Origin of the sequence: Listeria monocytogenes ATCC 19117 (genome assembly GCF_000307025.1) — a bacterium.
GTDB classification, from domain to species: Bacteria; Bacillota; Bacilli; order Lactobacillales; family Listeriaceae; genus Listeria; species Listeria monocytogenes_B.
This window is the reverse complement of sequence record NC_018584.1, coordinates 1,885,192-1,907,801: the sequence shown is the minus strand read 5'-3', so window position 1 is coordinate 1,907,801 and position 22,610 is coordinate 1,885,192. Positions and strand designations below refer to the sequence as shown.

Annotated in this window: 18 protein-coding genes and 1 pseudogene; 17 read left to right on the top strand and 2 right to left on the bottom strand. The window is 40.9% G+C overall.

Annotated elements, in window-relative coordinates:
• Positions 1-6 precede the first annotated feature (6 nt).
• The 8 genes and pseudogenes from LMOATCC19117_RS09410 (at position 7) to pyrE (ending at position 9,501) form a co-directional block, all read left to right on the top strand.
• Positions 7-918, top strand: a complete 912-nt coding sequence (locus LMOATCC19117_RS09410) for an aspartate carbamoyltransferase catalytic subunit (RefSeq protein ID WP_003725670.1) — start codon at positions 7-9, stop codon at positions 916-918.
• The gene (locus tag LMOATCC19117_RS09405) at positions 906-2,186 is read left to right on the top strand and encodes a dihydroorotase (RefSeq protein WP_003725669.1); all 1,281 of its coding nucleotides are present in this window, start codon (positions 906-908) and stop codon (positions 2,184-2,186) included. Before LMOATCC19117_RS09410 ends, LMOATCC19117_RS09405 begins: the two co-directional genes overlap by 13 nt.
• Positions 2,183-3,274 (top strand): carbamoyl phosphate synthase small subunit, encoded by a 1,092-nt coding sequence (locus LMOATCC19117_RS09400; RefSeq protein ID WP_003725668.1) that lies wholly within the window; start codon positions 2,183-2,185, stop codon positions 3,272-3,274. Before LMOATCC19117_RS09405 ends, LMOATCC19117_RS09400 begins: the two co-directional genes overlap by 4 nt.
• Positions 3,267-6,479, top strand: coding sequence for a carbamoyl-phosphate synthase large subunit (gene carB / locus LMOATCC19117_RS09395; RefSeq protein WP_003725667.1), 3,213 nt, complete (start codon positions 3,267-3,269; stop codon positions 6,477-6,479). Before LMOATCC19117_RS09400 ends, carB begins: the two co-directional genes overlap by 8 nt.
• 19 nt (positions 6,480-6,498) lie before the next feature.
• Positions 6,499-7,266: pseudogene (locus tag LMOATCC19117_RS09390) on the top strand (dihydroorotate dehydrogenase electron transfer subunit); the annotation flags it as partial.
• Positions 7,263-8,177 (top strand): dihydroorotate dehydrogenase, encoded by a 915-nt coding sequence (locus LMOATCC19117_RS09385; protein WP_003734794.1) that lies wholly within the window; start codon positions 7,263-7,265, stop codon positions 8,175-8,177. The pseudogene LMOATCC19117_RS09390 and the gene LMOATCC19117_RS09385, both read left to right, overlap by 4 nt.
• Positions 8,174-8,875, top strand: coding sequence for an orotidine-5'-phosphate decarboxylase (gene pyrF / locus LMOATCC19117_RS09380; RefSeq protein ID WP_003725664.1), 702 nt, complete (start codon positions 8,174-8,176; stop codon positions 8,873-8,875). The genes LMOATCC19117_RS09385 and pyrF overlap by 4 nt, the downstream gene beginning before the upstream one ends.
• Positions 8,872-9,501, top strand: a complete 630-nt coding sequence (pyrE, locus tag LMOATCC19117_RS09375; RefSeq protein ID WP_003725663.1) for an orotate phosphoribosyltransferase — start codon at positions 8,872-8,874, stop codon at positions 9,499-9,501. The genes pyrF and pyrE overlap by 4 nt, the downstream gene beginning before the upstream one ends.
• 39 nt (positions 9,502-9,540) lie before the next feature.
• Here pyrE and LMOATCC19117_RS09370 read toward each other — a convergent pair whose 3' ends face one another.
• Positions 9,541-10,140 (bottom strand): short chain dehydrogenase, encoded by a 600-nt coding sequence (locus LMOATCC19117_RS09370; RefSeq protein ID WP_003725662.1) that lies wholly within the window; start codon positions 10,138-10,140, stop codon positions 9,541-9,543.
• Between the two features lie 87 nt (positions 10,141-10,227).
• Positions 10,228-11,940 carry an Rqc2 family fibronectin-binding protein FbpA gene (fbpA, locus tag LMOATCC19117_RS09365; protein ID WP_003725661.1) on the bottom strand — a complete coding sequence of 571 codons (1,713 nt, stop codon included), beginning with the start codon at positions 11,938-11,940 and terminating at the stop codon, positions 10,228-10,230.
• 156 nt (positions 11,941-12,096) lie between these two features.
• Here fbpA and LMOATCC19117_RS09360 point away from each other — a divergent pair, with 156 nt between their 5' ends.
• The 9 genes from LMOATCC19117_RS09360 (at position 12,097) to pknB (ending at position 22,595) form a co-directional block, all read left to right on the top strand.
• The gene (locus LMOATCC19117_RS09360; protein ID WP_003725660.1) at positions 12,097-12,972 is read left to right on the top strand and encodes a YicC/YloC family endoribonuclease; all 876 of its coding nucleotides are present in this window, start codon (positions 12,097-12,099) and stop codon (positions 12,970-12,972) included.
• Between the two features lie 18 nt (positions 12,973-12,990).
• On the top strand, positions 12,991-13,608 hold the full coding sequence (gene gmk / locus LMOATCC19117_RS09355; protein ID WP_003725659.1) for a guanylate kinase: 618 nt from the start codon (positions 12,991-12,993) through the stop codon (positions 13,606-13,608).
• Positions 13,608-13,811 carry a DNA-directed RNA polymerase subunit omega gene (rpoZ, locus tag LMOATCC19117_RS09350; protein WP_003728294.1) on the top strand — a complete coding sequence of 68 codons (204 nt, stop codon included), beginning with the start codon at positions 13,608-13,610 and terminating at the stop codon, positions 13,809-13,811. Before gmk ends, rpoZ begins: the two co-directional genes overlap by 1 nt.
• A gap of 154 nt (positions 13,812-13,965) precedes the next feature.
• Positions 13,966-15,165: a bifunctional phosphopantothenoylcysteine decarboxylase/phosphopantothenate--cysteine ligase CoaBC gene (gene coaBC / locus LMOATCC19117_RS09345; RefSeq protein ID WP_003725658.1), complete on the top strand. Its 1,200-nt coding sequence runs from the start codon at positions 13,966-13,968 to the stop codon at positions 15,163-15,165.
• Positions 15,166-15,169: 4 nt separating this feature from the next.
• Entirely contained in the window at positions 15,170-17,563 is a 2,394-nt protein-coding gene (gene priA, locus LMOATCC19117_RS09340) for a primosomal protein N' (RefSeq protein ID WP_003734793.1), read from the top strand.
• A gap of 13 nt (positions 17,564-17,576) precedes the next feature.
• Complete coding sequence (gene fmt, locus LMOATCC19117_RS09335) at positions 17,577-18,515, top strand: methionyl-tRNA formyltransferase (protein WP_003734792.1); 939 nt, start codon at positions 17,577-17,579, stop codon at positions 18,513-18,515.
• Positions 18,516-19,850 (top strand): 16S rRNA (cytosine(967)-C(5))-methyltransferase RsmB, encoded by a 1,335-nt coding sequence (gene rsmB / locus LMOATCC19117_RS09330; protein ID WP_003725655.1) that lies wholly within the window; start codon positions 18,516-18,518, stop codon positions 19,848-19,850.
• 22 nt (positions 19,851-19,872) lie between these two features.
• Complete coding sequence (locus tag LMOATCC19117_RS09325) at positions 19,873-20,631, top strand: Stp1/IreP family PP2C-type Ser/Thr phosphatase (RefSeq protein ID WP_003725654.1); 759 nt, start codon at positions 19,873-19,875, stop codon at positions 20,629-20,631.
• Complete coding sequence (gene pknB / locus LMOATCC19117_RS09320) at positions 20,628-22,595, top strand: Stk1 family PASTA domain-containing Ser/Thr kinase (protein ID WP_003725653.1); 1,968 nt, start codon at positions 20,628-20,630, stop codon at positions 22,593-22,595. The genes LMOATCC19117_RS09325 and pknB overlap by 4 nt, the downstream gene beginning before the upstream one ends.
• Positions 22,596-22,610 lie beyond the last annotated feature (15 nt).

The following is a 22,610-nucleotide window of genomic DNA, read 5'->3' as shown; positions in this document are numbered from 1 at the left end:
CTTTAAATGAAAAATTTGTTGTCAATGGAAGCATTAACCGTCCATGAAATCGAGCATTTATTAGAGCAGGCGGCACAGTTTAAACGCGGGAAAAAAGCGACTTTTAATGAACAGACTTTCGCGGTCAATATGTTTTTTGAACCAAGTACGAGAACACATACGAGTTTTGAAGTAGCAGAGAAAAAGTTAGGTGTGGAGGTTGTTTCTTTTGATGCAGCGAGCTCTAGCATGACAAAAGGAGAAACGCTCTACGATACACTGCTCACAATGCAAGCCGTCGGGGTCAATGTCGCAGTGATTAGACACTCAGAAGAAAATTACTATGCGGGACTCGAAAAATTAGACATTGCTATTGTGAACGGCGGTGATGGATGCGGTGAACATCCGAGTCAATCACTACTTGACTTATTTACAATAAAAGAACAATTTGGTACTTTTCAGGGTTTGAAAGTAGCGATTGCTGGTGATATTCGTCACAGTCGAGTTGCCAATTCCAATATGAAAGTGTTAAAAAGACTTGGTGCGGAACTGTTTTTCTCCGGACCGAGAGAATGGTTCGACGAAAGTTACTTAGCATATGGCACTTACTTATCGGTTGATGAAATTGTGGAAAAAGTGGATGTGTTGATGCTTTTGCGTGTACAACATGAGCGCCATAGTGGAACAGATGAGTTTACGAAAGAAAGCTACCACGAAAAATTTGGATTGACGGAAAATCGGGCAAAGCAGTTAAAAGAAGATGCAATCATTATGCACCCAAGCCCTGTGAACCGAGATGTGGAAATTGCTGATAGTTTAGTAGAAAGCGAAAAATCACGCATTGTTACGCAAATGACGAATGGCGTTTTTATAAGAATGGCCATTTTGGAAGCTATTTTAAAAGAACAGGAAATGAGGGCGAAATTATGTACGTATTAAAAAATGGGCAAGTATTAAACGCGTCAGGTGAACTGGAAAACAAAGATGTACTTATTCAAAACGGTAAAGTCAATTTGATTGCGGATTCCATTGAAGTAACAAGCGGCGAGGAATTTGATGCGACAGGGAAATTAATTGCCCCAGGTTTTATCGACGTCCATGTACATCTTCGTGAGCCGGGCGGGGAACATAAAGAAACCATTTTAACAGGAACACAAGCGGCGGCACGCGGTGGCTATACGACAATTTGTTCGATGCCGAATACAAAACCTGTTCCAGATTCCAAAGAAGTAATGGAAAGTTTACAAGCAAAAATTAAAGAAACAGCGAAAGTTCGCGTGTTACCATATGCTTCGATTACAACAAGCCTTGGAACGGACGAATTAGTTGATTTTGAAGCTTTAAAAGAAGCTGGTGCATTTGCTTTTACAGATGACGGGGTAGGCGTGCAGTTAGCTGGAACAATGTATGAAGCGATGAAACGAGCAGCAGCACTAGATATGGCGATTGTGGCTCACTGTGAAGATAACTCACTTATCTATGGTGGCGTTGTCCATGACGGGATTTTTGCTGAAAAAGAAGGTCTGAAAGGTATTCCGAATATTGCTGAATCTGTCCAAATCGCACGTGACGTTTTACTAGCAGAAGCTGCAGGTTGTCATTATCATGTCTGTCATATTTCAACAAAAGAATCTGTTCGTGTTGTGCGAGATGCAAAACGGGCGGGAATTCGTGTCACTGCTGAAGTTTCACCACATCACTTAATTTTAGATGAAGAAGCTATTCCAGGAAATGACGGTAATTGGAAAATGAACCCCCCACTTCGCAGCAAAGAAGATCGGGCGGCACTTTTAGAAGGCTTACTGGATGGTACGATAGATTTTATCGCAACTGATCATGCTCCACACGCAGCGGAAGAAAAAAATGTACCGATGGAGCAAGCTGCTTTCGGAATTGTAGGTCTAGAAACGGCATTCCCATTACTATATACCCATTTTGTTAAAACGAACGAATGGACATTAAAACAGCTAATCGACTGGATGACTGTAAAACCAGCGGAATGCTTTAAACTCCCATACGGGAAATTAGAAGAAGGCAGCGTAGCTGATATCGTCGTACTTGATTTAGAAAAAGAAGCGAATATTGACCCAGCTACTTTTTATTCAAAAGGAAAAAACACACCATTTGTAGGAGAAACGTGTATTGGATGGCCAGTAGCAACGTTTTCGGAAGGCACACTTGTATACAATGAGGGGGAAATTAAATGACAAAGCGAATTTTAATGCTAGAAGATGGCAATTATTTTATCGGTGATGCGATTGGTAGTGAAAAAGAAACCATTGGTGAAGTTGTCTTCAATACTGGAATGACTGGCTACCAAGAAACAATCACTGACCCTTCGTACTATGGTCAAATTATTACTTTTACGTATCCACTTGTTGGAAATTACGGTGTGAACCGCGACGATTTTGAATCTATCAATCCTGCTGTGAAAGGGGTTGTGGTTCGTGAAGCTGCAGAATTCCCTTCCAACTGGCGCAATCAAATTACTTTAGATGATTTTTTGAAAGAAAAAGGCATCCCGGGAATCGCGGGAATTGATACGCGTAAACTAACGAAACTAATTCGTAAAGAAGGAACGTTAAAAGGCATTTTAGCAGCAGAAACTGCAAACAAAGAGGAATTGCTACACCACTTGCGCTCTGTACGTTTGCCAGTCGATCAAGTACATGAAGTTTCCTCTGCTAAAGCATTTGCAAGCCCAGGAGATGGTAAACGAGTGGTGCTTGTTGATTATGGTGTGAAAAGTTCAATTTTACGGGAACTGAATAAACGTAACTGTTACGTGACGGTTGTTCCTTACAACACAACAGCCGAAGAAATTCTTGCAATGCATCCGGATGGCGTGATGTTATCCAATGGACCTGGGGATCCGAAAGATGTGCCAGAAGCATTAGAAATGATACGCGGCATTCAAGGCAAGCTCCCACTATTCGGAATTTGCTTAGGGCACCAACTGTTTGCACTTGCGAACGGAGCAGATACATTTAAACTGAAATTCGGGCATCGTGGCGCGAATCATCCGGTGAAAGAACTAGCCACTGGACGTGTTGATTTCACTGCACAAAACCACGGTTACGCAGTAGAAAAAGATTCACTTATTGGAACAGATTTAAAAGTAACACACATTGAATTAAATGATGAAACGGTAGAAGGGCTGGCACATAAAGAATATCCAGCCTATACAGTACAATATCACCCAGAAGCAAACCCAGGACCAAGTGACGTCAACTACTTATTTGATGAATTTATGGAAATGATGAATGGGAAAGAGGAGGGTGAACTACATGCCTAAACGTGACGATATAAAAACAATTCTAGTAATCGGTTCTGGCCCAATTGTTATTGGACAAGCAGCAGAGTTCGATTATGCTGGGACACAAGCATGCCTGAGTTTGAAAGAAGAAGGGTACCGGGTAGTTTTAGTGAACTCAAATCCAGCGACAATTATGACGGATGCAGAAATGGCGGACAAAGTTTACATTGAACCAATTACGCTTGATTTTGTATCGCGCATTATTCGTAAAGAACGTCCGGACGCCATTTTGCCAACGCTTGGGGGACAAACGGGATTGAACATGGCGATGGAACTTTCAGCTGCTGGGATTTTGGATGAATGTAACGTAGAAGTGTTAGGAACAGATTTAACGGCGATTAAAAAAGCGGAAGACCGTGAAGCTTTCCGGGACTTGATGAATGAACTAGGGGAACCAGTGCCAGAAAGTGACATTATTCATAATTTGGACGAAGCGTATACTTTTGTTGAACGTATCGGCTACCCAGTTATCGTGCGCCCGGCATATACGCTTGGTGGTTCTGGCGGCGGGATTTGCCACAATGAACAAGAATTAATTGAAACGGTGACAAGTGGTCTAAAACTGAGTCCAGTAACACAATGTTTACTAGAAAAAAGTATCGCTGGTTTTAAAGAAGTGGAATATGAAGTAATGCGTGATGCGAACAATAACGCAATGGTTGTTTGTAACATGGAAAATATTGACCCAGTCGGCATACATACAGGAGATTCGATTGTTGTCGCACCAAGCCAAACGCTTTCCGACCGCGAATACCAATTGTTGCGCGATGTGTCGTTAAAAATTATCCGCGCACTAGAAATTGAAGGCGGCTGTAACGTTCAGCTGGCACTTGATCCAGATAGTTATAATTACTATGTTATCGAAGTAAACCCACGTGTGAGCCGTTCCTCTGCGCTAGCTTCCAAAGCGACCGGCTACCCAATTGCCAAACTTGCAGCTAAAATCGCAGTTGGCTTAACACTGGATGAAGTGAGAAATCCAGTAACAGGAACAACTTTTGCCCATTTCGAACCAACACTAGATTATGTTGTTGCGAAAATCCCACGCTTTGCTTTTGACAAATTTGAGCAAGCGGATCGTCGCCTTGGAACACAAATGAAAGCAACTGGTGAAGTCATGGCAATTGGCCGTTCATGGGAAGAAGCACTTCTAAAAGCAGTGCGCTCCCTAGAAATTGGCGCTGACCATTTGTTGCTTGAAGAAGCGGAAAATGCTGACGAAGCAACATTAGAACGCAAAATTTGCTTCCCAGAAGATGATCGTTTATTCTTCCTAGCAGCAGCTTTGCGCCGAGGTCAAACAATCGAACAACTCCACGCGAAAACAAAGATAGATTTATTCTTCTTATATAAATTAAGTAAAACAATCGAACTGGAAAATCGTATCAAAGAAAATCCGCAAAACCAAGAAATTTTGGCAGAAGCGAAACGGGCCGGTTTTTCTGACGCTTTCCTTGCCACTTGTTGGAATGTCGATGAACAAGCGATTTATGACTTAAGAAAAGCACAAAATCTTTTCCCAGTATACAAGATGGTTGATACGTGTGCAGCGGAATTTGAATCGACAACCCCTTATTTTTACAGCACATATGAAGAGGAAAATGAGTCAACACGATCAGCGAAAGAAAGCGTGATTGTCCTTGGTTCTGGTCCGATTCGGATTGGGCAAGGGGTAGAATTCGACTATGCAACGGTGCACTCCGTGTGGGCCATTCAACAAGCAGGCTATGAAGCAATTATCATTAATAATAACCCAGAAACCGTTTCGACCGACTTTAGTATCTCGGACAAACTTTACTTTGAGCCTTTGACGCTAGAGGATGTTATGCACGTTATTGAGATCGAACAGCCACTAGGGGTTGTCGTGCAATTCGGTGGACAAACAGCGATTAATTTAGCAGACGGTTTAGCAAAACGCGGCGTAAAAATTTTAGGTACAAGTTTAGAAGATACGGACCGCGCAGAAAACCGTGATGCCTTTGAAAAAGCATTAGAAATTCTACAAATTCCACAACCAGCTGGGAAAACGGCCACATCGGTAGAAGAAGCAATCAACGTAGCGACAGACATCGGCTATCCGGTCCTTGTACGCCCATCTTATGTACTTGGTGGTCGAGCGATGGAAATCGTAGAATCAGAAGAAGCATTAAAACATTATATGACGAATGCGGTAAAAGTAAATCCAAAACACCCAGTTTTAGTAGACCGTTACGTAAGCGGCCAAGAAGTAGAAGTAGATGCAATCAGTGACGGTGAAAACGTCTTAATCCCTGGTATCATGGAACATATCGAACGTGCGGGAGTTCATTCAGGTGACTCGATTGCCGTATATCCAGCGCAACGTTTAAGCAGTCAAGTGAAAAATACGATTGTCGATTATACGACAAGGCTGGCAACTGGCTTAAACATTATCGGAATGCTGAATATCCAATATGTCGTAGATGGCGAAGAAGTTTTCGTTATTGAAGTAAATCCGCGCTCAAGCCGGACGGCGCCATTTTTAAGTAAAATTACCGAAATTCCGATGGCGAATGTGGCGACAAGAGTTATCTTAGGGGAGAACTTAATCGACCTTGGTTACACGCCAGGACTTGCCCCAGAAAAACAAGAAATTTTTGTCAAAGTGCCGGTGTTCTCTTTCGCGAAATTGCGTAGTGTGGATACGTCGCTTGGACCTGAAATGAAATCGACCGGAGAAGTTATGGGGAAAGATGTGACGCTCGAAAAAGCACTCTACAAAGGTTTTGTGGCGAGTGGGACAACGATGCATGACTACGGGACAGTACTTTTAACTGTAGCGGACCGCGATAAAGAAGAAGCCGTAGAACTAGCGAAACGATTTAATCGCATAGGCTTTACTATTATGGCAACAAAAGGAACAGCAAGCACGTTAGAAGAAGCAGACATTCCAGTGTCACAAGTGAAAAAAATTGGAGAAAATCAAGAAACGTTGATCGATTATATTCGAAATGGCCAAGTAACGCTCGTAGTGAACACATTAACGACTGGTAAACGACCTGAGCGTGATGGCTTCCAAATTCGCCGCGAATCTGTAGAAAATGGTATTCCGGTCTGTACCTCGCTCGATACAGCGGAAGCAATCTTGCGTGTACTGGAATCGCGCTCTTTTGAACTCGAATCGATGAATACCAGTGAAGTAAAACAACCTAAAGCACGTGTTTAAATAGAAGAAACGGGGTGGAACCGTGTTACAGACGGAAATGAAGGTCATTCAGCAAACCGAAATTGCAGATAAAGTATACGAATTAATTTTGACAGGGGAACGTGTAGCCGATATGTCACCGGGACAGTTTTTAATGCTGAAACCGAGTCGTTCTGATTTACTTATGAGACGACCGATAAGTATTTGTTCTTACGATAAAACCGCAAAGACATGCATTCTGTTGTATCGAGTAGAAGGTGACGGGACAAGAGATTTCAGTAAACTTTCAGAAGGGGATACTATCGATGTGTTAGGTCCGCTTGGAAAAGGATTCGATATCGACCAGACACCTGCACCAAAAACCGCTCTTTTAATCGGGGGTGGAATTGGTGTCCCTCCTATGTATCAACTCGGTAAAGAGTTAGCTGGAAAAGGCGTACAAGTCACGTTTGTAAATGGATTCCAATCTGCGAAAGATAGTTTTTATGAAAAAGAAATGAATGCATATGGCACAGTTCATATTGCGACGGTGGACGGCTCACTTGGAACACAAGGTTTCGTCACAGACATCACGAACAATTTTCCAGAAGAACCAGATGTCATCTATAGTTGCGGACCAAAAGCGATGCTCCAGGCCGTGAAAGCTAGTTTTCCGGAAACGAAAACATATCTTTCTTTAGAAGAACGAATGGCATGCGGTATTGGGGCTTGCTACGCTTGTGTTTGTCCAAAAGCAGATGATGCGAAAAAACAATTTAAAGTGTGCGAAGACGGCCCAGTATTTCGTGCGGATGAGGTGAGTTTATGAACCGATTAGCAGTAGAAATTCCTGGATTATCGCTCAAAAACCCGATTATGCCAGCATCAGGATGTTTTGGCTTCGGACAAGAATATAGCAAATACTATGATTTAAATGAACTTGGTGCGATTATGGCCAAAGCCGTGACGCCAGAACCTAGACTTGGGAATCCCACTCCGCGAGTAGCAGAAACCGCGAGCGGGATGCTGAATGCAATCGGCTTACAAAATCCAGGTCTAGAGCATGTTTTGGCGCACGAACTGCCATTTTTAGAACAATTTGAAACACCGATTATCGCTAATGTGGCGGGTGCGACGGAGGATGATTATGTCCAAGTCTGCGCCAGAATTGGGGAATCGAAAGCAGTGAAAGCCATCGAACTTAATATTTCCTGTCCCAATGTGAAACATGGGGGTATCGCATTTGGAACAGATCCGGATGTTGCGCATCGTTTAACGAAAGCCGTGAAAAATGTCGCAACTGTGCCAGTTTACGTGAAATTATCACCGAATGTAGCGGATATTGTTTCCATCGCGCAAGCAATTGAAGCCGCTGGTGCGGACGGACTCACAATGATAAATACCTTACTCGGCATGCGTATTGATTTAAAAACAAGAAAACCAATCATCGCAAATGGAACAGGTGGACTTTCTGGCCCAGCGATTAAACCGGTGGCTATTCGGATGATTCACCAAGTCCGCGAGGTAAGCAATATCCCTATCATTGGCATGGGCGGCGTGCAAACTGTAGATGACGTATTAGAATTCTTGATTGCCGGAGCAGATGCAGTCGCAGTAGGCACGATGAATTTTACCGACCCATTTATTTGTCCGAAATTAATTAGCGAACTACCAAAACGAATGGATGAACTCGGTATTTCTTCCCTACAAGAACTTAAAAAGGAGCGAACAAATCAATGAATAAACCAATTATCGCGCTAGATTTCCAGACTTACGAAGAAGTAGAGACCTTTTTAGCCAAATTTTCGGGAGAAACGCTATCCGTGAAAGTCGGCATGGAACTTTTTTATAGCAACGGTCCAATCATTGTTGAAAAAATAAAGCAACAACATCATGAAATCTTCTTGGATTTAAAACTGCATGACATCCCAAACACTGTCAAAAGTGCGATGATTGGCTTGGCAAAACTAGGCGTAGATATGGTTAATGTACATGCGGCTGGTGGGAAGAAAATGATGGAAGCTGCCAGGGAAGGTCTGGAAATAGGTTCTTCAAGTGGCAAACGTCCAAAAATTATTGCCGTAACTCAACTGACAAGTACAAGTGAGACAGACATGCAAACAGAACAATTAATAAAAACAAGTCTACTTGAATCCGTCATGCATTATAGCAATTTATCGAAACAAGCTGGTTTAGACGGCGTCGTTTGCTCCGCGCTAGAAGCAGAAGATATTAAACAACAAAATGGCGCTGATTTTTTACGTGTAACACCAGGCATCCGATTAGCAAGCGACGCAGCCGACGATCAAATTCGTGTCGTAACACCAGAAAAAGCGCGTTTGATTGGTTCGTCAAACATTGTCGTTGGTCGTTCCATCACGCGCGCAAACGACCCGGTAGAAGCGTATAATCAAGTTTTAAAGGAGTGGAATGCATGAGCATCGAAAAACAAGTAGCTGAACAATTATTAGAAATTAAAGCTGTATTTTTAAAACCAAATGAGCCTTTCACTTGGGCATCTGGAATTAAATCCCCTATATATTGCGACAATCGCCTAACGCTAGGCTTTCCAAAAGTCCGTCAGTTTATCGCCAAGTCATTAGCCGAAAAAATCAAGCAAACCTTTGGTGAAGTAGATGTTGTTGCAGGCACCGCAACTGCTGGTATTCCACATGCTGCATGGGTGAGTGATTTACTAGATTTACCAATGGTCTACGTCCGATCAAAAGCTAAAGAACACGGCAAAGGGAATCAAATCGAAGGACCAATTTCTAAAGGTCAAAAAGTAGTGGTCATTGAAGATTTGATTTCAACTGGTGGAAGTTCATTAAAAGCAGTGGAAGCGCTGGAAGAAGCTGGAGCGGAAGTAGTTGGAATCGCGGCCATATTTACATATGGACTTGCTAAAGGAAAACAACTGCTAGAAGAATCTGGCACAAAACTAGTAACATTAACGAACTATGATGAGCTAATTGAAGTAGCTTTAAATGAAAATTACGTGACTGGTGAAGATATGGAAACATTAAAAGAATGGAAGAAAAATCCAGAAAACTGGGGAAAATAAAAAGAAGCTCACCTTTGTTACGGTGAGCTTCTTTTTCTATTAATATACTTTATAACTTTCACCAGTTTGTGCACCAAAGACGCTTTTTTCAAACGCACGAGCGACTTTTGCGGCTGGAACTGGAACGAAACCTTGGAAAAATGATTCTAGTTTGTCCCAAGATTCTTCTAATATATTCGGGCTCACTGTATTAATCCGGATTCCACGTGGCATTTCAATCGCAGCAGATTTTGCAAAAGCTGTAACCGCGCCATTTGCCATCGCAGCAGAAGCCCCTTGGACGATTGGATCTTCCATCATAATGCCAGTAGTAAGGGTGAAGCTTCCATTATCATTCAATGAGTTAATGCCCAGCAAAACTAGATTAATTTGACCACCTAATTTACTACTAATCGTCACTGCATTTTTCTCAGGTGTTAATTCTGTTAAAGGAGAAAAAGTGGCGCTTCCTGTGGCTGAAACAATTGCGTCTACTTTTCCAACCTGTTCGTACATTTTTTTGATGCTATCGACACTCGTAATATCCACCGTCACATCACCACTATGTCTACCAGCAGTAATCACTTCGGCCTTTTTCTCCAAACGTTCTTTCACCGCAGAGCCAAGCGTACCAGAAGCACCAATTAATAAAATTTTCATTCCTCTATCATCCTTCCAATAAAAAAGTAAAGTCAGTACACATCTACCCTAAAATTAGAAAGAAAAAACGGCTCCAGGAAGGAACCGTTAATTTTTTAACTCTAAAACAAGCTTTTCATCAGGTGTAACGAAATAAGTCGTTTGGTTATCATAAATGACATAACCAGGTTTGGCACCATTTGGTTTCTTCACGTGTTTTACGAGCGTGCCGTCAACGGGGACGGTTGCTGAAAGGCGCGCTTTCGAATAATAGGCTGCAATCATTGCGGCTTCTGTAATCGATGTCTCATCTGGATCATTCGATTGAATGACCACATGCGAACCAGGCAAATCTTTTACATGGAACCAGTATTCATTATTCCTAGCTAATTTATTCGTTAAATAATCATTTTGTTTATTATTTTTTCCGACTAAAATCGTTAAGCCGGTCGAAGAAGTATATTTTTCTGGAGCAGGTAAAGTCGCTTTTTTCCGGCTGCCTTTTTTCTGTTTGTAGCGAAGATAGCCTTGTTCAGCTAGTTCTTGGCGGATTTCTTCCACGTCTTGTGGGCCAGATGTTTCAAGTTGTGATTCCACGGACTCTAAGTAAGTAATTTCTTCTTTCGTGAGCGCGATTTGCTCTTTCACTACTTCGACCGCGTTACGTAGTTTTTGGTAGCGGCTAAAGTAGCTTTGCGCATTGGCGGATGGTGTTTTTCTAGTATCAAGTGCAATCGTCATTTTCTTCATATCATCGTAAAAGTTTTCTACAGTAATTTCTTCCATCCCGCGTTCCATTAAATGCAGATTGGCAGTTAGAAGTTCACCTTGAATACGATAAACATCTGCTTTTTCTGTTTCGAGCAAAGTGTTTTCGAGTTTTTCGATTTTCAGCCTGCTTCGAGCCAGTTCGTTGGATAAGAGTTTTTCTAAATCATGTGCAAATTGATGGACACGATCACGACGCGCTTTACCAATATAAAAATGGTCTAATAGGGTGCTTAAATTCGCGAATTCGGTTGTTTCTGCATCGACATGGCGGAGCGGGAAAAAATAGTAATCCTCTTTATTTTGGATGCGCCATTCGTTTGGCACGGCTGCATGGCCTAAATGCTCGTTCACTAGCCCAATTACTTCGAAAAAGGCGGCAACTAGCGAATCTGCCGTTAAGTTCCCAGCACGAAATACTATTTCCCGAGCAAGCAAAGGGCTGAATCCTGCAAAATTTTGTACAAGTTGCTTATCCATTCGACCCGCTGAGAAATCTAGTCTATCCAGAATCTGCTCCGAAGTAACCTCAAATGGGTGGAGTTTATCCGTTGCAGGAGGTAAAACATAAGTCGCTCCCGGAAGCAGTGTTCGGTAACTATTTTGTGCAGGGGAAACGTGTTTAATACAATCAACAATCACATTTTTCGCACGGTCGACAAGAGTGATATTACTATGCCGTCCCATAATTTCTACAAATAAATCACAAAAACGATTTTCACCGATATCATCTTTACCGCGAATACTAAATTGTAAAATTCGTTCATTAGGAAGTTGCGTAATCGATTCAATAATCGCGCCTTCTAAGTATTTTCGCAGTAACATACAAAACATCGGTGGGGTTGCTGGGTTTTCGGGAATATCATCGGTCCACTGAATCCGCGCATAGCTTGGATGCGAGGAGATCAGTAAACGTTTATTTTCACGGTTTTTTCGAATATATAAAACAAGTTCATGCGAGAACGGTTGATGGATTTTCATAATACGTCCACTTTCTCCGTGTTCGGCAAGTTCTTCGGTCATCGCTTTTAAAAACATTGCATCAAACGCCATTAGTTATTCATTCCTTTGTGAGTTAGTTACTTTCTATTTTAACATACATTCCGAAAATGTATTGTATGCAAGGAGTAGCTTTGGTATAATAAGAAGTCAGAACAAATTTCAAGTAATCTTAGAGGGAACTTTAAGTTATGAAAGGTGTCTTGCCAAATGGTGAAAAGCATGACGGGATTTGGGCGTGCGACGAAAGAATTTGAAGCGTTCAAAGTAACCATTGAATTAAAAGCAGTCAACCACCGCTACTCCGAATTTCTTTTTCGGATGCCAAAACAACTTGCTTATTTAGAAGGAAAATTAAAAAAAATCATAAGTAAGCAAATCAAACGTGGTAGAATCGAAGTTTTCTTTTCCATCACGGGAGAGCAAATCACAAAACGTGAACTACATATTGACTGGGACCTCGCAGATAGCTATTACCGTTTTATTAAACAAGCAAGCGCTAGATATGAATTACAAGAATTACCAACTATGGCTGATTTACTGCAAGAACAAGCCTATCTTTCTATTGAGGAAGAAGTGGAAGCAAGTAGCGAACTAGAGCGATTAGTTTTAGAAACACTTGCCCGCGCAACTGAGCGACTGGATGAGATGAGAAGTATGGAAGGAGCAGAATTACTGCTTTATTTCAAACAACATCTTACCGCATTGGAGAAAAGTTTGGAGATCATTCAAGCTGAAATTCCAAATACAGAAAAACATTACCAAGAAAAAATTGAAACACGTTTACAAAACGTTGTAGGCGACCAATTTGATCCAAGTATCGTTCTTACCGAAGTCGCAATGCTACTTGAAAAGGCAGATATTAACGAAGAAGTCGAACGAACAAAGAGTCATTTAAAGCAATTTTATGGTATTATTTTACTCGAAGAACCAATTGGGCGGAAGCTGGATTTTCTGATTCAAGAGATGAACCGCGAAGTCAACACGATTGGCTCCAAAGCAAGTTCTCTAAAAATCACTGAACAAGTGGTAGAAATGAAAACGACGCTTGAAAAAATTCGAGAACAAGTGCAAAATGTGGAATGATATGCAGGAGGGGAAATGATGACAGAAAGAGGACTGTTAATTGTACTTTCAGGTCCATCTGGAGTAGGTAAGGGAACTGTTCGGGAAGCTGTTTTTAAAGATCCGGAAACAAGTTTTGATTATTCTATTTCCATGACAACGCGTCTTCCTCGTGAAGGCGAACAAGACGGGGTCGATTATTATTTTCGTTCACGAGAAGTGTTTGAACAAGCTATCAAAGACGGAAAGATGTTAGAATATGCAGAGTACGTCGGTAATTATTATGGCACTCCGCTTGAATATGTCGAGGAAAAATTAGCCGCAGGAGTGGATATTTTTCTCGAAATTGAAGTACAAGGAGCAATGCAAGTTCGAAAAGCGATGCCAGAAGGAATTTTCATTTTCTTAACGCCACCAGACTTGTCTGAGCTTAAAAACCGGATTATCGGTCGCGGTACAGAATCGATGGAAGTTGTCGAGGAACGCATGGAAACAGCGAAGAAAGAAATCGAAATGATGGCGTCTTATGATTATGCTGTGGTGAATGATGTAGTTGCAAACGCCGTACAAAAAATCAAAGGCATCGTCGAAACAGAACACTTAAAAACTGAGCGAGTAATTCATCGCTACAAAAAAATGTTGGAGGGATTACAATGATGTTATATCCATCAATTGATAATTTATTGTTAAAAATCGACTCAAAATATTCGCTAGTTACAGTGGCCGCTAAACGCGCACGCTACATGCAACTGGAAAATGATAAAGGCGTATTGCCGAGCTACCAGTCCGACAAATTTGTTGGGAAAGCGTTAGAAGAAATTCACGCTGGAAAATTAGTTTTACAAAACGACGATAAATAAGCTTAACTGCTCCGCTTTCCTGCGGGGCTTTTTTGTTAGCCACAAGTGCAATAAAAATAAGCTGAAATCTAGTTTCTTCATGGTTTTGTCCTGTCTTAATTTAAGGTATAATAGAATTAATGATTTTTTATATTAAAAATGAGGTGACTTTTCAATGCAAGGAAAAAATATCTTACTCGCAGTGTCCGGTGGCATTGCTGTTTATAAAGCAGTCGCACTTACAAGTAAATTAACGCAAGCAGGAGCAAACGTCAAAGTGATGATGACAGAACATGCTCAGGAATTTGTTCCACCGCTTTCGTTTCAAGTATTATCTAAAAATGATGTATACACAGATACATTTGACGAAAAAAAATCAAGTGTTGTCGCACATATCGATTTAGCTGATTGGGCCGATTTAGTAATTGTCGCACCAGCTACCGCGAATGTGATTGGCAAAATGGCAAATGGAATCGCTGATGATATGGTAACGACAACCATTCTTGCAACAGAGGCACCAGTTTGGGTAGCGCCAGCAATGAATGTCCACATGATTCAGCACCCAGCAGTTATTCGGAATATTAATCGATTATACGCAGACGGTGTTCGTTTTATCGAGCCAGAAGAAGGTTACTTAGCTTGTGGCTACGTTGGTCGCGGTCGTCTTGAAGAACCAGAAAAAATCGTTCTTCGTATTGCTGAATTTTTTCAAGAAGATAAAGATTTATTGCGCGACAAAAACGTGCTAGTTACAGCCGGCGCAACTCGCGAAAAATTAGATCCTGTACGCTATTTCACCAACCATTCCACGGGCAAAATGGGATTTAGTATTGCAGAATCCGCAGCTCGTCATGGTGCAAAAGTGACGCTCGTTACGACAAGCAAAGCACTTCCCGTACCACCTGGTGTAGAAGCAATCTATGTCGAATCGGCAGAAGAAATGTATCAAGCTGTGGATGAACATAAAGTGTCACAAGATATCTTCGTGATGACCGCAGCAGTTGCCGATTACACGCCAGCAAAAGTATCAGACCAAAAAATTAAAAAACAGCCGGGCGATTTTGCCATTGAAATGAAACGAACCAAAGATATTTTACTCGAAATTGGTCAACACAAAACTGCAGACCAAGTCGTGATTGGCTTTGCCGCTGAAACAGAAAATCTAGAAGCAAACGCACGTAAAAAATTAACATCCAAAAATGCCGATATGATTGTCGCTAACAATATTAGTGTGGCAGGAGCAGGCTTTTCTGGTGATACAAATATCGTGACATTTTACCGGAAAGATGGTTCTAGCAAAGCGTTACCGATACTAGATAAAAAAGAAGTTGCTGAACATATCATCAAAGAAACTGCTAACTTTTTAAGGAAGTGAACGAATGATTAATATTGCGAAAGTAATTGTGGACGTTCCAGCCATGCAAGTGGATCGTCCATTTGACTACTATATTCCAGAAGATTTAGAAGAACTTATTCGTCCAGGTATGCGAGTAAGTGTCCCATTTGGAAATCGTAAAATACAAGGATTTGTCATTGCTCTTGGAGAAACAGAAGAAAACCCAAAATTAAAAGGCATTGACGGGGTGATGGATTTAGCCCCCGTTTTAAATGAAGAATTGATGGAACTAGGCGATTGGTTAGCAGAAGATACGCTGAGTTTCCGGGTGTCTGCTTACCAAGCCATGTTACCAGCCGCGCTACGAGCAAAATACGAAAAATATTTTTTGCGCTTAGATGAGGAAAACGAAGAATTAGAGCAGCTATTTGAAGGCTACGAAACACTAGACTGGAAAGTGGCAGAAGCCCGCGGTTTGCTCAAACAAATTGGCAAATGGGTCAGAGAAGGTAGTGTGGAAGTAGTCTACCAAGTCAAAAATAAAATCACGAGTAAAAAAGTTCGCGTTGTTAACTGTCTCAAATCACCACACCAACTAGCTGAAATAATAGAAGATATGCCGAAAAACGCCAAAGCACAGTCACGTGTACTCGCATTTTTCCAAGCTTTTGAAGGCAACGAAATTACGGCAGCCGAGTTAAAAAAACAGGCGGAAACAACGGATGCCACATTAAAAAAATTAGTCGACTTAGGGATACTTTCTATTCAAGAAAAAATTGTTTCGCGTGATCCCTATGAAAACCACCAATTTGAAAAAAGTGAATCGCTTCAGTTATTACCAGATCAACAAACTGCGTGCGAGAAAATCACCGCAGCAACTGATCAAGAAACATTCCTAATACACGGGGTTACTGGAAGTGGGAAAACCGAAATCTATTTACAAACCATCGAAGCAAAATTAAAAGAGGGTAAAGAAGCCATCGTTTTAGTACCAGAAATTTCCCTTACCCCACAAATGGTAGAGCGATTTAAAAGCCGCTTTGGAAGCGAGGTCGCGGTACTACATAGTGCGCTATCTTCCGGAGAAAAATACGACGAATGGCGCAAAATCGAACGCAAAGAAGCGCGCGTTGTCGTTGGGGCTCGTTCCGCCGTATTTGCACCGTTTGAAAATCTCGGCATTATTATTATCGACGAAGAGCACGAAGCGAGTTACAAACAAGAAGATAATCCGCGTTATCATGCAAGAGATGTAGCCATTTGGCGCGCAACAAAATATCAATGTCCAGTAGTTCTCGGAAGCGCCACGCCGTCTCTTGAATCTTTTGCTAGGGCGAAAAAAGGTGTGTATACGTTAATCGAACTTCCTAGCCGGGTCAATGATCGGGCGATGCCAGAAGTGAGCGTTGTCGACATGCGCGAAGAATTACGCAAAGAAAACCGCACCGAATTTTCGACTGAATTACTAGAAAAAATCAAAGAGCGAATTGCCAAAAAAGAACAAACAGTTTTAATGCTAAATCGCCGAGGTTATTCTTCTTTTGTGATGTGCCGTGATTGTGGTTATGTTGTGGAATGTCCGAACTGCGATATTTCGCTCACCTATCATCAATCGAGCAATCAAATGAAATGCCATTACTGCGGACATGAAGAACGTGTTCCGCAAAAATGTCCGAGCTGTGAGGGCGAGCATATTCGTTATTTTGGCACCGGTACACAAAAAGTAGAAGAAAGTTTGACCAAATTAATTCCAGAAGCGCGCGTCATCCGGATGGACGTGGATACCACTAGAACAAAAGGTGCTCATGAAAAATTACTCAAAAGCTTCCGCAATCACGAAGCCGATATTTTACTTGGAACACAAATGATTGCCAAAGGACTAGATTTTCCAGATATTACGTTAGTTGGCGTATTAAATGCTGACACAATGCTTCATTTACCAGACTTTCGCGCTTCGGAACGAACTTTCCAACTTCTCACTCAAGTAAGTGGACGAGCAGGTCGACATGAGCGGACAGGAGAAGTCATCGTTCAAAGCTATAACCCAGAACATTACAGTATTGAATTCGCCAAAAAACATGATTTCATCGGTTTTTATAACCACGAAATGCAGCTACGAAAAATGGGTTCCTACCCGCCATTTTATTACTTAACCATGATTAATGTCAGCGATGAAAATGAAATGAAAGCGATTCGAACCATTCAAGAAATGGCTCAGTTTTTACGAGGAAAGCTCGGTCCAGATGCCGTGATTCTTGGCCCTGTTCCTAGCACCATCACGAGAATTAAAAACAAATATCGCTACCAGTGCATTATTAAATATAAAATCGAACCAAACTTAAAAAAAGAACTAAAAACACTAATTACCCATTATCAAAAAGACCAACAAAAAGGTTTAACAATAACTATTGACGTACAGCCTTACGTACTAATGTAAAAGGAGCAAACCAATGACTAAAATTATTTTTATGGGAACACCGGAATTTTCTGTTCCGGTTTTAACGCAATTAGCCAGCACATATGATGTAGTTGCAGTTGTGACACAGCCAGATCGCCCAGTTGGACGCAAACGAGTTTTGACACCACCGCCAGTAAAAAAAGCTGCTTTAGAACTAGCTATTCCAGTTTATCAACCAGAAAAATTACGGACATCTAGCGAATTAGAAGAACTAATTGCTCTAGAAGCCGACCTACTTGTAACAGCAGCTTACGGACAAATTTTACCAAATAGTTTGCTTGAATCACCAAAGCATGGTGCGATTAATGTGCATGCATCTCTTTTACCAGAGTATCGCGGAGGTGCTCCTGTACACTACGCACTGCTTGACGGGAAAACGGAGACAGGCGTTACGATTATGTATATGGTAGAGAAATTGGATGCTGGGGATATGATTAGCCAGCGTAAAATTCCCATCACAGATGAAGATAATACTGGCACCATGTTTGATAAATTGAGCAAATTAGGCGCAGAATTATTAATGGACACATTACCCGACTTTTTAGCTGGAAAAATAACGGCAATCCCACAAGACCCTGAAAAGGTAACCTTTGCACGCAATATTTCTAGAGAACAAGAAAAAATCGACTGGACAAAACCAGGACGTACTATCTTTAATCAAATTCGAGGATTGTCTCCTTGGCCAGTGGCTTATACAACACTGGAAGAAAAACCATTTAAAATCTGGGAAGCAACTTATGAAGAAACAAAAGAGGGCGGCGAACCGGGTGCCATTTTAGCAGATAAAACAACGCTTAAAATCGTAGCAGGCGACGGCACGCTCATCGTACCAACAGTAATCCAACCAGCAGGAAAACCGAAGATGGATGTTCACTCATTCATGACCGGAGCTGGCAGAAATTTAAGCAAGACGACAAGGTTTGGTGAATAAATGAAAAAACAAAAAACAGTTCGTGCGATTGCATTAGAACTCATCATTAAAATCGAAAATAATCAATCATACAGCCACTTATTAATTAATGACGCATTAAAAAAACAAAAGTTAAATCCGCTTGATAAAGGGCTTTTGACTGAATTAGTATATGGTACAACACAACGCAAAATTACACTTGATTACTATTTAGCACCGTTTCTCAATAAAGAACCCGACAATTGGGTGAAAAACTTACTAAGAATGTCCGTTTATCAATTAACCTTTTTAGATAAAGTTCCTGAGCATGCGATTTTAAATGAAGCTGGTGACATCGCGAAAGATTTAGGACACCAAGGTGTAACTAAGTTCGTCAACGGCGTATTGCGTAATGTTATTCGAAAAGGCGTACCAAGTATTGATGCCATCAAAGACCCTGTGCAAAAAATCGCTGTTGAAACAAGTCTGCCAGAATGGTTAGCAAAAAGGTGGGCAGATCAATATGGTATCGAAAAACTGCGTGAAATCGGTTTAGCATTCCTTGTCGCGCCACACCAAAGTATCCGCGTCAACCAAACAGAAATTCCTACTGAACAATTAATCAAAGAACTAAATGACCAAGGAATCACCGTGACACGTAATGAATTTATCGAGGAAGCGTTACTTGTTGAAAAAGGATCTGTAGCAGAAACAAAAGCATACAAAGACGGTAAATGTAGCATTCAAGACGAAAGCTCAATGCTCGCAGCCTATGCGCTTCAACTAGAAGACAATTTGACGGTATTAGATGCTTGTGCGGCACCAGGCGGGAAAACAACCCATATCGCGGAAAAAATGCACGGCACGGGAATGGTTCATGCACTCGATATCCACGAAAAGAAAACCAAGCTAATTGATCAAGCCGCCAAACGATTGCAACTACTTAATATTCGTACGGCGCATTTAGACGCAAGAACCGCAAGTACCATGTTTGAACCAGAAACATTTGACCGTATTTTAGTGGATGCTCCGTGCTCTGGCTTTGGCGTTCTTCGCAGAAAACCAGACATTAAATACGCAAAAACAGAAAAAGATATCCACAAATTAGCAGAAATTCAATTAGCGATTTTAGATGATGTTAGCCAATTAGTAAAAGAAAATGGTATATTAGTTTATAGTACTTGTACCATTGACAAGGAAGAAAATGAAACGGTTCTTCGCGCTTTCTTAGAAAAACATCCAGAATTCACACTAGAACCTGTAGTACTCCCTGAAAAATTGGCGCAAATCAAGAAGGACGATTTTATTCAACTTTTACCAACAGATATTGGAAGCGATGGTTTCTTCGTTTCTAGCCTTAGAAAAGTGAAGTCCTGAAAAATAGTGAGGTGCTTTTAAAATGCATGCAGAATTTAGAACAGATAGAGGCAGAATAAGACATCATAATGAAGACAACGGCGGGGTTTTTGAAAATAAAGATAACCAGCCGATTGTCATTGTTGCAGACGGCATGGGTGGTCACCGGGCAGGAGACGTGGCAAGCGAAATGGCTGTGCGTCTACTAAGCGATGCATGGAAAGAAACGACCGCACTTTTGACCGCAGAAGAAATTGAAACTTGGCTACAAAAAACAATTCAAGAAGTCAATAAAGAAATTGTTCTTTATTCGGAAAGTGAAATGGATTTAAATGGTATGGGAACAACACTTGTTGCAGCAATTATGGCGCAGTCACAAGTCGTTATTGCCAACGTAGGAGATAGCAGAGGTTATTTACTTCAAAATCATGTCTTACGTCAACTAACCGAAGATCATTCACTAGTACATGAACTCCTTCGAACAGGCGAAATCAGCAAAGAAGATGCCATGAATCATCCGCGGAAAAATATTCTTTTACGCGCACTTGGTGTAGAAGGAAAAGTAGAAGTGGACACATTTGTTGTCCCTTTTCAAACGAGCGATACGTTACTACTTTGTTCCGATGGTTTAACGAATATGGTTCCAGAAACAGAAATGGAAGAAATTTTAAAAAGTAAAAGAACTCTTTCTGAAAAAGCAGATGTATTTATTACAAAAGCTAATTCTTATGGGGGAGAAGATAATATAACTGTGCTGTTAGTCGAACGAGATCTGACGCAGAAAGGGAGGGATGCTTCATGATGATTGGTAAGCGATTAAGTGATCGATATAAAATTTTACATGCAATAGGCGGCGGCGGAATGGCCAATGTGTATTTGGCGCATGATATTATTCTTGATAGAGATGTTGCAGTAAAAATTTTACGAATCGATTTAGCTGATGAAAGCAACCTTATTCGTCGGTTTCAACGGGAAGCTCAATCAGCAACGAGCCTTGTTCACCCTAATATTGTTAGTGTTTACGATGTTGGTGAAGAAAATGATTTACATTATATTGTAATGGAACATGTGGATGGAATGGATTTAAAACAGTATATTCACGAAAATCACCCAATCAGTTACGATAAAGCTGTAGATATTATGCTTCAAATCGTTTCTGCGGTGGCAATTGCCCATCAACATCACATTATTCATCGTGATTTAAAACCACAGAATATTTTAATCGATCATGATGGCGTAGTGAAAATTACTGATTTTGGGATTGCGATGGCACTTTCAGAAACATCCATCACACAAACAAATTCTTTGTTAGGTTCGGTGCATTACTTATCACCAGAACAAGCACGTGGTGGAATGGCTACTCAAAAATCAGACATCTATTCACTAGGAATCGTGCTATATGAACTATTAACTGGAAAAGTTCCTTTCGACGGTGAGTCTGCAGTTTCTATTGCTATTAAGCATTTGCAAGCGGATATTCCATCAGCAAGAGCGCAAAATCCAGAAATTCCTCAAAGCTTAGAAAATATTATCATTAAAGCAACGGCAAAAGATCCATTTTTACGTTATCAAAACGCGGAAGAAATGGAAAAAGACTTGCAAACTTGTTTAAATCAAGACCGTTTAAATGAGCCTAAATATATTTTCCCAACAGATGATGGTGATACAAAAGCAATTCCAATCATCGCAACGAAAGACACGATGCAAAACCTTGACAAAACGATTGTCCCAGAAGGAAAAGTAGCAGCGGCTGAAGTTGCTCCCGAAGAGAACAAAGGTAAGAAAAAGAAAAAAATGAGTAAGAAAAAGAAAATTGCTCTCATTGTTTCTTCTGTCATTATCATTTTTATCATCGGTATTTTACTACTGTGGCTTTTAGGCAAGAGCCCTGATGAAGTCGCTGTGCCGGATGTTTCTGGTAAAACGGAAGACCAAGCAGTAGCGCTACTCCAAAAAGAAGGCTTTGTCATAGGTAAAACGGCAGAAAAAAATAGTGATGAAGTAGCGGAAGGGAAAGTAATTAATACCGACCCAGAAGCTGGAGAAATGAAAGAAAAAGGAACAAAAATCAATTTATTCGTAAGCATTGGTTCTAAAAAAATAACTATGGACGACTATACAGGAAGAAGCTACACAGATACAAAAGCGTTACTTGAAGAACAAGGGTTTAATAATATTTCTTCGGAGGAAGCATATAGTTCTGAAGTTGAAAAAGGCTTAATTATAAGCCAAACACCGACTCAAGGAACGGACGTAGTCGCTAAATCTACCGATGTGAAATTTGTCGTAAGTAAAGGTGCAGAACCAATTTCGCTTAAAGATTTACGCGGCTATACCAAAACAGCTGTAGAAGATTATGCCTCACCACTTGGACTCAAAGTTTCAAGTAAGGAAGAAAATTCAAATACAGTTGAAAAAGGACAAGTTATTTCGCAGTCCCCATCAGCTGGAACTGCAATGAATCCTGGTGATACAATCGAGATTGTCATTTCTGCAGGACCAAAAGAAAAACAAGTCAAAGAAGTAACTAAAACATTTAACATCCCATATACACCAAGTGATGAAGAAAACCCACAACCACAGAAAATTCAAATCTACATTCAAGATAAAGACCATAGCATGACTAGCGCTTACCGAGAAATGAGCATTACACAAAATACCTCGGTAGAAATAACTTTCCAAATTGAAGAAGGTTCTAGCGCAGGCTACAAAATTATCAGTGATGATAAAGTAATCGATGAAGGTACAGTCCCTTATCCAAATTAAAAATAGAACGGAGGA